The following is a 13,063-nucleotide window of genomic DNA, read 5'->3' on the forward strand; positions in this document are numbered from 1 at the left end:
ACACCATAGGTTTAAAAGATGACGCACGTCGTAACCGAGTCCTGTATTAAGTGCCGCTATACTGATTGTGTCGATGTCTGTCCGGTCGACTGTTTTCATATTGGCCCCAATTTTCTGGTAATTGATCCCGACGAGTGCATCGATTGCGCCGTCTGTGTGCCAGAGTGCCCGGTTGAAGCTATTTTTGCGGAAGAGGATCTGCCTCAGGATCAACTCGATTTCATTCGCATCAATGCCGAACTGGCACCTGAATGGGAGGTCATTGATTCCAGTATCGGCTCGCTGCCAGACGCCGAGGAGTGGAAAGACAAACCCAATAAACGCGAGTTGCTCGAGCGCTAAACGTCGGCCCTGAACACCGGCGTGTCACTCGTTTCAAGTGATCGCGACGTTAAACAGGACGCACAATGCATAAAAACTGGATTGCCGGCGAATGGGTCGGCTCATCAAACGTTCAAAAAAATCTCAACCCATCGAATCTGAACGATGTGGTGGGTGAATATGTTCGCGCCTCGGCCGAGCAGGTTGAAACCGCCATCGAGGCGGCGCAACATGCGTGGCCCGCCTGGTCACTCAGCACTCCGCAACAGCGTTTCGACGCGCTCGACGCCATCGGCTCGGAAATTCTGGCACGCAAGAATGAACTGGGCGAACTGCTGGCGCGCGAAGAAGGCAAAACCTTGCCTGAAGCCATTGGCGAAGCAGCCCGCGCGGGGCAAATTTTCAAGTTTTTTGCCGGTGAAGTACTGCGCACGGGCGGCGAATCACTCCCCTCTGTGCGACCCGGCCTGCAAGTGGAAATTTCCCGTGAGCCGCTGGGCGTGGTGGGCATTATTACGCCGTGGAACTTTCCTGTTGCTATTCCGGCCTGGAAAATCGCCCCGGCGCTGGCTTACGGCAATTGCGTTGTCTTCAAACCAGCCGATCTGGTTCCGGGTTCCGCCTGGGCGCTGGCCGAAATTATCAGCCGCAGCGGGCTACCTGCAGGCGTATTCAATTTAGTAATGGGCCGTGGTTCGGTTGTGGGCGCCGCCATGGTGGAAGACCCCCGCATTAACGCTATTACCTTCACCGGCTCGGTGGGTACCGGGCGCAACCTGTTGAACCAGGCGGCCGAACGGCAGAAAAAGGTACAGCTGGAATTAGGCGGCAAAAACCCGCTGGTGGTTCTGAATGACGCCGATATGGAAACCGCGCTCGACGTGGCCATTCAAGGTGCATTCTATTCAACCGGCCAGCGCTGCACCGCCAGCAGCCGCATTATTGTGGAACAAGGCATTTACGACTCGTTCACCCAAGAACTGGCCAAACGCACAGCAGCCTTGCGCGTGGGTGATGCACTGAACCCGGACACGCAAATTGGCCCTGTGGCCGATGAGTCGCAACTGGAACAAGACCTGGATTACGTGCGCGTTGGCCAGGAGGAAGGTGCCGCCTTGCTGTGTGGCGGTGAACGTGTGGAACGCGACACACCCGGCTATTACTTCACCCCTGCTGTATTGGCCAATGCCACCAACGATATGCGCTCGTCTCGCGAAGAGATTTTCGGGCCGGTGGCCAGCGTGATCAAAGCCGACGACTACGACCATGCGCTGGCCTTGGCCAACGACACGGAGTTCGGCTTAAGTTCGGGTATTTGCACCACCTCGCTAAAACACGCCAGCCATTTCAAACGTCATATCCAAGCAGGCATGGTCATGGTGAATGTACCCACTGCCGGGGTCGATTACCATGTGCCGTTCGGCGGCCGTAAAGGTTCCAGCTACGGGCCTCGCGAGCAAGGCCGCTACGCCCAGGAGTTTTTCACGATTGTAAAAACGGCCTATACCAAGGCCTGAAATACCGCGATGCCTCCGGTATGTTCGCCCGCTTCAGCCCAGGCTGGAACGGGCGATTTTTTTTACCATCCGCCCGAGGCTCCGCCCCCGCCACTGCGGCCACCGCCGCCACCGAAGCCACCACCGCCGCCGAACCCGCCGGAACGGCCGCCACGCATACCGCCTGCAGCCCAACCACCCAGGCCACCCGCCATGCCTGCACGACCCCAACGCCCACGCCGCGACCCTCCCGAGCCGCCCCCGGGACCACCACCACCGCCACCACCGCGCGCCGCGCGAATGGCCAAACTGATGACGAACAGGGCCATGCCGCCGAGCACGGCAAATACCAGGCTGCTACTTGCCATAAATATCAGTACGCCACCAGCAACGCCGGCAATAACCGGCGGCATGGCCAACACGAAAATCAGGCCAAACAAAGCCAAATCCCACCAAGAGTCCTCATCCTGACCGTTTTGCCCCGCTGCGCCTTCAGCAGGTGCCGGTAAATCCTCGCCCTGTACCAGCCCGATGAGGCTGTTAACGCCCGCCGTCACGCCCCCGGCAAAATCCCCTTGTTGAAACCGGGGCGCCACTTGTTCGCGAATAATGCGGCCTGCCAAAAGGTCGGGAACGGCGCCTTCCAAACCATAGCCCACTTCAATACGCATACGCCGGTCATCTTTGGCCACAACGAATAAAATGCCATCGTCCACACGGCTACGACCCAATTTCCATTGCTCGAACGCACGCACGGCATACTGATCGATACTCTCATTACCGGTTGTGGGAATAATCAGCACCGCAATTTGTGCCCCTTTTTCAGCTTCCAGCGCGGCCAGCGACTGAGTCAGCGATTCGATAGTTTGGGCGTCGAGCGTATCGGTCGTGTCGGTAACCCGCGCTTCTAACGGCGGAACCGGCACTTCTTCACTGGTTTGTGCAAACACCGGGCCGGCGAACATTAACGCCGACAAAGCGACAGCCCAGATTCGCAACAAAGCCGTCACCCCCATCATTGCGCCCCCGATTGTTGCGGCGTATCAAATCGCACCTCAGGTCGACGCATGAGCTCTTCCTGCCGGTCCATGCCGTAATTTTCTTTAACCGAATAGCCAAACAGTTTTGCCGTGATCACGGTGGGGAACTGGCGAATCGCCACGTTATATTCCTGAACCGCCCTTACATAACGCCCGCGCTCGGTGGCAATGCGGTTTTCCGTCCCTTCAAGCTGGGTCATCAAATCGCGAAACAAACCATCGCTTTTCAGTTGCGGGTAGTTTTCCGAAACGGCAATCAAACGCGACAATGCCGACGACAACTGTGACTGCGCCTGCTCGAAGCGTTGTACCAAGGCCGGATCGTTCAGGTCGTCGACATTAATCTGCAAATTCGCCACCCTGCTGCGGGCTTCGGTCACTTCCGTTAACACGGTTCGCTCATTCACCATATAGGCATTAACCGACGACACCAATTGCGGTACCAGGTCGGCACGCCGCTCGTACTGGTTCAGCATTTGCGACCAGGACGCTTTCACCTGCTCATCAAGCCGTTGAATTTCGTTATAGCCGCAGCCCGACAACACAACAGCCAATAATGGCGCGAACAACCAGAACAGTATGCGTTTCATTTAAAGTCTTCCCGGAAAACAACAATTGAAAATAAAGATCATGTTGCCATGATACTGCGTGGGTTACACTATGCCCCGCAAGCCGAGCCAGTCAGCTTGCGCGTTGGCCTGCTTAAAAGGCCACTTCATTCAATTATGGCCTTGTTGGCCTTGTCTCGTCCGCCCAGACTGGTGCTATTTAAATTATGGCAGGCTGGCGCCGGAGCACAACTTTTGTCTCATTCCGTTTCTTTTGCCGACCTCGGGTTGGCTGAACCCCTTTTGCGTGCTGTTTCCGATACCGGCTACACCACGCCCACCCCTATTCAGGTCCAGGCCATCCCCCTGGTCATGCAAGGCGGCGACCTGCTTGCGGCCGCCCAAACCGGCACCGGCAAAACCGCAGGCTTCACTTTGCCCATTTTGCATCGCTTGCTGGCCTCGCCGGCCAAGCGCGCTGCCGGGCGCCCGCGCTGCCTGATTCTTACCCCCACGCGCGAACTCACCGCCCAGGTCGAAGCTTCAGTGAAAGAGTATGGCCGCCACACCGCGTTACGTTCGCTGGTTATTTTCGGTGGCGTCAACATCAACCCGCAAATCAGCGCCTTGAAAAAGCCGGTTGATATTTTGGTGGCCACACCCGGACGCCTGCTGGATCACGCCGGCCAGAAAACAATCGACCTTTCCGGCGTTGAAATTCTCGTGCTTGATGAAGCCGACCGTATGCTCGACATGGGCTTTATCCACGATATCCGCCGCATACTGGCTTTGCTGCCCAAGCAACGCCAAAACCTGCTGTTCTCGGCCACCTTCTCGGAAGAAATTCGCGGGCTGGCGCATAAAGTACTGAACAACCCGAAGGAAGTATCCGTCACCCCACGCAATACGGCCTCGGAACTGGTGAACCAGCGTGTCGTGTTAACCGACCAAACCCAGAAACGCGATTTGCTCAGCCACGTGATTCGCGAAAGCGGCTGGCATCAGGTCTTGGTTTTTACGCGCACCAAGCACGGCGCCAATCGCCTGGCTGAAAAGCTTAGCAAAGACGGCCTGAGCGCGGCGGCCATTCACGGCAACAAAAGCCAGAACGCACGCACACGCGCCCTGGACGGCTTTAAAACCGGCAAAGTCACCGTGTTGGTCGCCACCGATATCGCCGCCCGTGGCATTGATATCGACGAACTGCCCCATGTGGTGAACTTCGAGCTTCCGAACATCCCGGAAGATTATGTTCACCGTATTGGCCGCACCGGCCGCGCAGGTAGCGCAGGGTCGGCCTTGTCGCTCGTGGACAAAAGCGAAATCAAATACCTGAGCGCCATTGAAAAAATGATGCGCCGCCCCATTGAGCGTACGGAAATTGAAGGCTGGGTGCCCAAACCTGTCGCACCGGGCTCGGCCACAGAAGAAGTGCGCTCCGCGCGCGGGCCCCGCCCCCAGGGCCGCCGCCCAGGGCATCAACCCCGCGGCGCACAAGGGCAACCAAGCCGATCCGGTAATCGGCCAGGCCGACCAAGTGGGCGTCCCGCCTCGCATCAGGCGGCACGACGTCCGGCGTAATCCGCTTCACGCTCTCCCCATGTCGCTCACCGGCGCCATGGGGAACATGCTGATGTGACAGTTGTAAGGCCGGTGATAGAATCATTTCACTGTTATCACTCTCGGTGCCGCTATGCATGACGAACTGGGTTTTTTCTTCGAAAACCACCCTGATGCCATGTTTGTTTACGACCCCAAAACACTGAAGTTTTTGGCGGTGAATCGCACAGCACTAGAAGTATACGGTTATAGCCGCGAAGAATTCCTCGAGATGACGCTCGCGGCCCTGCGGCCGGCCGAAGACGTACCCCGGTTGCTGGAAGCCATTAAACGCATCGATGGCCGACGCGTTGGGGGCTATATCTGGCGCCATTTAACCCGGGCCGGCAAAACCCTGCTGGTGGATATTGTGTCGCAAGCCATTCAATACCACGGGCGGGACGCCCGTTTAGTAGTGGCGCGCAATATTACCGCGACAGCGCAACTGCAAACCTTTTTTGAAGCCCTACCCGGCAAGTTTCTCGTCGTCGACGCCGAAAACTTCTCCATTGTGGCTGCCAGCGACGACTACCTTAAGGTCACGCAACGCAGGCGCGACGAACTGAAAGGCCGACCCCTGTTCGAGGCTTTTCCCGAAGACCCCAACGACCCCTCCAGTGACGACGGCGTCTCGACCTTGCGACGCTCCCTAACCCGCGTACTGGAAACCGGCCTGACGGATACCATGGGCGTTCAGCGTTACCCCATACCGGTTGAAGGGGCCCATGGCATCGAATTCGAAGAGCGGTTCTGGAGCGTGGTGAACAGCCCGATAAAAGGGGGCGATGAACACGTTACCTATATTATTCACCGCGTGGAAGACGTAACCGATTTCGTCAAAATGGCCGGATCGAACAGCAGCTTGTCTCCACTAGCGCAAGAAAGTCGAGAAGCCCAGTTAGCTACGGAAATTTTGTTACGTGCCCAAGAGCTGAAAGACACCAACCAACGGCTGCAAGCACAAGAGGCCCATTTGCGCCTGGCACAGCGACTGCTTTCTTTGGCCGTGTGGAACATTAATTTACGCAGCGGGCAAATGTACTGGTCCGACAACCTTTACACCCTGTGTGGCGTATCGCCCGCCGAAATCGACCATTCTGTAGATTATTTAATCAATGAACTGATCCATCCGGACGACCGGGCGCGCACCCGGCAATTACTGGAAGACTATCAGCGCAATCCCGAAGGACCCATGGCGTTCGCCCACCGCTTTGTTCGGCCACGTGACCAATCCGTTGTCCATTTCCGCGGGTTGGCGGAAATCCAAACCGGCGAAAGCGGCAACCCCATTCTCACCGGCATTATTCTCGACGTCACACAAGAAGTGGAAACTCAACTGCGCCTGGACGCCGCCGCCGGCATGCAACGCATCGCCGACAAGGCGGCCAAGCTGGGCGGCTGGCGCGTGAATTTGCATGAAAACTTTGTGCGCTGGTCGGAGCAAACCGCCCGCATTCACGAGCGCCCTGAAACCCTGCGTCCGTCACTGGAAGAGGCCATGTCCTTTTATACACCGGAGTATCGGGCGCGTATTCAGAAAGTGTTTTCAGCCTGCATCACAGAAGGGCGGCCATTCGATGAGGTATTGCAGATTATCAAGGCCGTTAGCGGCGAGCGGGCGTGGGTTCGTGCGATTGGTGAACCCCTGCGAAACGAACAAGGCGACATTGTGGGTGCCCAAGGCGCTTTTCAAGACATCACCGACCAAGTCAAAATCCAGGAAGAATCCTCGGCATTGGCCCAACGTTTGGCCCAAACCCTGGACAACATGAGCGACGCCTTTTACCTGCTCGACAAAGACCTGATTTTTGTTTACCTGAATCCGCAGGCAGAAAAACTGCTGCGCTGCTCGCGCGATGCCGTTGTGGGCCAGTTTTTATTCGATGCTTTCCCGCGTACAAAACACGCCGAGATCGCCCGCCAAATCGACAAAGCCCTGGTTGAACAAAAGTCGATGGAATTCACGCACTATTCCGAACAATTCGAATGCTGGTTTGAAACCAATATTTATCCCACCTACGACAGTATCGCCGTTTATTTTCGCGACGTAACCGAGCGGCGCGAAATGGCGGAGCGCCTGAATCAATCGCAGAAAATGGAAGCCGTCGGGCAACTCACGGGCGGCGTGGCACACGATTTCAACAATCTGCTTACCGTGATTATGGGTAATGCAGAGCTGCTAAAAGAAAGCCTGGACGACCACCCAAACCTGCGCATCTATGCCGAGATGACTGCCAACGCCGCAGAGCGGGGTGCCGAGCTCACCAACCGCCTGCTGGCATTCGCGCGCCGACAAGCGCTGGAACCCAAGCTCACCGACATTAACCGCCTGGTGAGCGACATGGAACACCTTCTGCGCCGCACACTGAGCGAAGACATTGACATTGAGCTGGTGCGTGGCGGTGGCCTATGGAATGCGGAAGTCGACCCCAGCCAATTGGAGTCAGCCCTACTGAACATGGCGATTAACGCGCGCGATGCGATGCCGGAAGGTGGCAAGCTCACAATTGAAACCGCCAACGCACGCCTGGACGACGCCTACGCCGACACCCATCCCGGTGTCGATGCAGGACAATACGTCATGATTTCCGTGTCCGATACAGGCAGCGGCATGACTGAAGCGGTTAAACGCCGGGTTTTCGAGCCTTTTTTCACCACCAAGCCAGTGGGCAAAGGCAACGGGCTTGGTCTACCCATGGTGTATGGGTTTGTTAAACAATCGGGCGGTCACATAAAAGTTTATTCCGAAGTCAGTGAAGGCACCACCATACGTTTATATTTCCCCCGCGCGTTCAAGGAAGGGCAAGTCGATATGGAGCAACCCGCACCCAAAAAGCTGCAAACCGGTCACGAACACATTCTGGTTGTGGAAGACGACGACATGGTACGCGAACACGTTACCAACCTGCTGATGGGCATGGGCTATCGTGTTTCAAGCGCTTCATCGGGTATCGAGGCGCTGGCCTCATTGCAGGCCCGTAATGATTTCGACCTGCTTTTTACCGACATTATTATGCCGGGCGGCATGAACGGGCGCCAACTGGCCGACGAAGCCTTGAAATCCTTACCCAACCTGAAAGTATTGTTCACCTCGGGCTATACCGAGAACGCCATTGTGCATCACGGTCGCCTGGATGCGGGGGTGCACTTGCTGGGTAAACCTTATCGACGCCATGAGCTGGCCACAAAAATACGGAAAGTGCTGGACGAAACATAAGTTTTTGATTGGAAAAGTCACCGACAGTTTCATTGTTGCAACAAAAACGTAAAAAATATAAGAATTTTATTGTGCGCAGAGATAAAAATAAGAACAATAAACCCCTTTATCAAACTAGCCTCTCCAGCCTGCGCCGGGCCCAAAATAATGAAAACTGTCTGCAAACGTGCCCGTTTTTGGGCCACCGCTTTTACTGCTCCTCTTCTCTGCATCAGTTTCGGCTCTATCAGCCAAAACTTACCCGATGAGATTGATAGAGTCCTAAAGGAACACCAACTCATTCAAATGGTTGACGCAGATGTCGCCACGGCCAAAGAACAAGTAAAAGTCGAGAAATCAGGGTATTACCCGAAATTGACTTTGCGGGGGGCCATAGGCAGGCAACACCTGGAGCGTGAAGAAGGCGCCAATGGCAACTATGACCCATCGGAAATGAGTGCGGGAATCAGCCAACTGATTACCGACTTCGGCTATACGCCGGCGCGTGTCGAGGCGGCTCAAACCGTCGTCACAAAGGAAGAAGCTGAACGCGAACTACAGCGCCAGAACCTGACACTGGCAGCCATTGAGGCTCAACTTCAACTCATTCAGGCCTGGCAGGCACTTAGTTTCGCTCAGGCATCCGAAAACCGGATTAAAGAACAAACCTCTCTGGAGAATGCACGCATGGATGCAGGCCGCGGATACGCGACGGATGTATTGCAGGCTAAAGCACAATTGGCGGGAGCTGAAGCACGGCGTGTTGCAAGTGAGCGCATGCTCAGCGTTGCCCTTAATCGATATGAAACCGTTTTTGGCACCGCACCCAAAAGCCTGAGTGACATGCAAGGTATCCATATCCCCATTGCCCTCATGCCTTCCTCGCCAAACCAAATTATTGAAAGCATCGCCTCCCAGAATCCCGATGTGGTGGCGGCCATCCAGCGAACCAATGTCGTCTTGGCGGAAAGCAATGTCTCGAGCAAGAATGAGTGGATGCCGCGGGTCACACTTGATTTGCGTCGTTCGCGTCATCACGATTACGACGGTTCCTACGGTCGTCGCGACGACTCGAAGGCAATGATCAATCTCGAATGGCAGTTCGATTTCGGCCTGCGTGCAGTGCACGTCGACCGGGCCGCCGCTCAGGCTATTGTGTCGGCCAAGCAGAAAACCGATTACGTCCGTGTTCAGGCGCGTGAGGAAGCTTTGAATGCCTGGTCTGAGTGGCGTACCTCACAGGCCCGCTCTGAATACCTGATCAGCCAGGCTACGATTGCGAGCCGCTTCCTGGAGCTTGCCGGTCAAGAACGGGAAATGGGCCGTCGCTCCCTGCTCGACATCCTGAATGGCGAGGTTTCATTAATCAACGCACAAAGCGATGCATCAATCGCCCGAATCGACGAAGTGATTGCCGCCTATCGGCTTTTACGCGCCGTGGGCCGTTTATCACCCTCAATTTTGCGCGAACCGGGCATTGTTGTGCCTGCCGAGTCACTCTTAAGCACTGCATTACCCAATGGCTGAACTTACTCCCGCCCAGGCCGACGCAGTTACGCGCGCCGCACAAGCAATTAACGACTTCCTCAACGGTAACGCGCCCACCAACATAACCACCCAAAGCCAGGCCCTGGATCTGGCGCAAACAATTCTGACAGAGGCGGGGATTAGTACCGAACTGGCGCAGAACGCATTAACGCAAATCAGCACTCTGCTTGCGCAGAACGCGTTCAGCACTGCATCATTGATGCAATTGCTCAATAATGATCTGCCGGAGAACACTCCTTCGGACAACACCGAGTCTGCAAGTAATAACTTGGCGACTCGGAATGACAACGTTCTTGCCAATGCAGATGCTGATGCGAGTGACGAAGGCGACATACAGTCAATTAGTCCCAACACACCGTCAGCGGCGCCGACTACGCCACTCACTGCGATCCCTGTACCCACTACTTCGTTCGACGGAAACAATACCTTATCCGCCCAACAGGGGTCAGTACTAACCGGCCCTGCCCCGTTCAACTCAACCATTCGCCCCGAGCTCACCGGGTTAACGGGTGAAGTCGCGCGCAATACGCAACGGGGCAGCGCGCCGCCGGAAAGCACGGCGTTAACAGGGGATGCAACCGGAAGCGGCATTATTCCGCCCGGCACGCCGCCTGAACTGGCTTTTCTATCGACAGACGCCGCTAACGACTCATTGATTTCCGGCGTTAACCAGGGCGTTACCCTGAACCCGCCCAGCCCCGGCATCAGCGGCATCAATACGCTGCCGCCCGCAGCGCCCCCACCGGCTGCCACACCGCCCGCATCGAATCCGCAACCCGTTCCGCCTGCTGTGCCACCCGCACCGGTCATTTCGGTTGCGCCGGTTCAAAGCACCATCGTCGAAACCGATACCAGCCGCGCCACGCTCAGCTTCATCATTACGCGCACCCGCGCCGACGGCAGTGCCCAGGTCAATTGGAGCCTGACGGGCAGCGATACCTCGCTGCTGGAAAACAGTGTGACGCAAGGAACGGCACAATTTGCCGACGGGCAGCTTTCAACCACGGTTGTCGTTACCATCGCCGGCAACACACGTGTCAATGGCGACCAAACCCTCACGGTTACATTAAGCAGCCCCACTAATGGCCATACGCTAGGCACTGCCCAGGCGGCCACAACGGTGTACGACAACGACGGCACACTGCAGATTCAAGCAGCAGGCGTGTCGGTGCTTGAAGGCACCACCGATGAAGTCACCTATGCGGAGTTCGTGGTCACCCGCACGAATGGACGCAGCAATGCCTCCGTTGACTGGACAGCCCAGGGACTCGATGAAACCGACTTCGAAGGCCCCATTCCATCAGGCACCCTCAATTTCAGCGCAGGCGAACTGAGCAAGACCATTCGCATTCCGATCCGCGGCGATCAAACGGTAGAGCCCGATGAAATCCTGACCGTCACGCTGGGCAACCCCAGCCCGAATATCACCATTACCCAGGGCACAGCCACCACCACAATTCTCAACGACGACGGCTGGGTCTCGATTAATGCCAACCAAACCCAGGTTGCCGAGGGCGATACCGGAAAAATATCGCTGATCAGCTTCACGGTTTCCCGCACCAACGGAAATGGGTCGAGTTCAGTGGATTGGTCCATTAGCGGCATCGACCTTGACGATCTTGCCAACGGCGCATTGCAAGGCACCATTGAATTCGCACCAGGGCAAACCAGCCGGGATATCGTGTTGCAAATCCGTGGCGATCGAACCATCGAGGCAAATGAAACCGCCGTCGTCACGCTAAGCAACCCCCAGGGCAATGCACGAATTGATGCGGCCCAGGCCAGCACCACCATTACAAACGATGACTTCGGTGTCACCCTTTCCGGGATTCAAACCGAGGTTGCAGAAGGTGCAGAAAACACGCAAACCGCCATTACATTCGTGATTAGCCGCTCGGCCGACATGACGCAGGCCGGCGAAGTGCAATGGCGCCTGGTTCGATGGGGCACCCATGCTGCCGATAGCACCGACTTCGTCGTTAGCCAGAATGGCCTGAATCTTAGCGACGGCATGCCCAGCGGCACGGTTACGTTCGTCGAAAATGGCACCAACCAGCATACTGTTACCGTTTACGTTAAAGGCGACAACATCGCCGAAATCGACGAGACCTACGGTGTCATTCTGATGAACCCCTCTACGGGCATGCAGATTATCAATGGCGAGGCCTATGGTGTCATTGAAACCGACGAGTCCGTATACAGCGTGCAAGCCGTTGAAAACACAACCCTCGAGGGCAACGGCTCGGACGGCATTCAGACGTTTATTGTTTCGCGTACCGGAAATACCACGGTCGCCGGCAGTATCGATTTTGTCATCGAAGGCTATGGCGAACTGCCCGCCGACGCCATCGATTTTGCAACCGGCCAGCCTTTGAACGGCACGCTTGACTTTGCAGCCGGACAAACCGAGCGTATCGTTCAGGTGCAACTTAGCGGCGACAATGTCATCGAAGGTGAAGAAACCTGGTCGTTTACTTTGCAACCCGTAAGCGACAACGCCCAAGTTGATGTGGGTGCCGCCTATGTTTCCATTGTGAACGACGATCAGTCGATCAGCTTGGCGGCAACCAATGCGATCATTCGCGAAGGTAACGACACCTCGCAACCGCTGCAATTCACCATTACCAGAACAGGCGAACTCTCCATTCCCGCAACCGTGCAATGGCAGGTGACGGGTCGGGGCATCAACCCCGTCGACGGCACCGATTTCGGCGGCATGCTGCCGTCGGGCGTCATTCAGTTTGAAGCAGGGCAATCGGAAGCTGTGATCAGCTTCAGCCCCTTGCCAGACAGCATCCGCGAACAGGACGAAGGCCTGCAGGTTGTCATTACCTCGACCACGCCGGGCCTGACCATTACGCAAGACACGGCCAACGGGGTGATCCGCAATGATGACGTCACACTGACAGTAGACGCCGTTGCACTGAGCGGCCCGGAAGGAGACCCGGGCGCACCGGGCACGCTGACCCTTGCCGTTGAACGCGCAAGGGATCTTTTAACCAGCACAACCGTCAACTGGCAGATTGTGTTCGAAGGCAACAACCCGGCAACTGCGGCAGACTTCGCCGACGGAACAGTCTTCAGCGGCACGCTGACGTTCACGCGCGGCGTACAAAGCCAGGCAGTGGTACTGAACCTTAATCCGAACAGCCTGCTCGAGGCCGACAAAGACTTTCGCGTTGTTCTCAGCAACCCAAGCGCCGGCACCCAGATTGTGACCGTCAGCACCAACGGCAAGATCACAAACGACGATGTCACCTTCAACCTGGTGCCTGGCGCCCACATTGCAGAAGGCAGTGCTGAAACGCACTTTAT

At 56.4% G+C, this 13,063-nt stretch carries 7 protein-coding genes and 1 pseudogene; 6 read left to right on the forward strand and 2 right to left on the reverse strand.

The annotated features are described in order from the left end of the window. Positions 1 to 18: 18 nt before the first annotated feature. Entirely contained in the window at positions 19 to 342 is a 324-nt protein-coding gene (gene fdxA / locus CJO09_RS07875) for a ferredoxin FdxA (protein WP_119441861.1), read from the forward strand. Positions 343 to 407: 65 nt separating this feature from the next. Beyond that, a complete protein-coding gene (locus CJO09_RS07880) occupies positions 408 to 1,838 on the forward strand; it encodes an aldehyde dehydrogenase family protein (protein WP_119441862.1) in 1,431 nt (476 codons plus the stop codon). 62 nt (positions 1,839 to 1,900) lie between these two features. On the opposite strand, the gene CJO09_RS07885 is transcribed toward CJO09_RS07880, so the two are convergent. Both CJO09_RS07885 and CJO09_RS07890 read right to left on the reverse strand, forming a co-directional pair. After that, positions 1,901 to 2,833, reverse strand: a complete 933-nt coding sequence (locus tag CJO09_RS07885) for a TPM domain-containing protein (RefSeq protein ID WP_119441992.1) — start codon at positions 2,831 to 2,833, stop codon at positions 1,901 to 1,903. Then, entirely contained in the window at positions 2,833 to 3,447 is a 615-nt protein-coding gene (locus tag CJO09_RS07890) for a LemA family protein (RefSeq protein WP_114419140.1), read from the reverse strand. The genes CJO09_RS07885 and CJO09_RS07890 overlap by 1 nt, the downstream gene beginning before the upstream one ends. 213 nt (positions 3,448 to 3,660) lie before the next feature. Here CJO09_RS07890 and CJO09_RS07895 point away from each other — a divergent pair, with 213 nt between their 5' ends. From CJO09_RS07895 to CJO09_RS15935, 4 genes and pseudogenes are all read left to right on the forward strand, one after another. Further along, the gene (locus CJO09_RS07895; RefSeq protein ID WP_119441993.1) at positions 3,661 to 4,986 is read left to right on the forward strand and encodes a DEAD/DEAH box helicase; all 1,326 of its coding nucleotides are present in this window, start codon (positions 3,661 to 3,663) and stop codon (positions 4,984 to 4,986) included. Positions 4,987 to 5,098: 112 nt separating this feature from the next. Next, positions 5,099 to 8,221, forward strand: coding sequence for a PAS domain S-box protein (locus CJO09_RS07900; protein ID WP_119441863.1), 3,123 nt, complete (start codon positions 5,099 to 5,101; stop codon positions 8,219 to 8,221). Positions 8,222 to 8,368: 147 nt separating this feature from the next. Next, on the forward strand, positions 8,369 to 9,727 hold the full coding sequence (locus tag CJO09_RS07905; protein WP_119441864.1) for a TolC family protein: 1,359 nt from the start codon (positions 8,369 to 8,371) through the stop codon (positions 9,725 to 9,727). Positions 9,728 to 9,947: 220 nt separating this feature from the next. Further along, positions 9,948 to 12,956 (forward strand): annotated as a pseudogene (locus CJO09_RS15935) (Calx-beta domain-containing protein); the annotation flags it as partial. Between the last annotated feature and the right edge of the window lie 107 nt (positions 12,957 to 13,063).

This window comes from Neopusillimonas maritima (assembly GCF_003576595.1).
GTDB lineage: Bacteria > Pseudomonadota > Gammaproteobacteria > Burkholderiales > Burkholderiaceae_B > Neopusillimonas > Neopusillimonas maritima.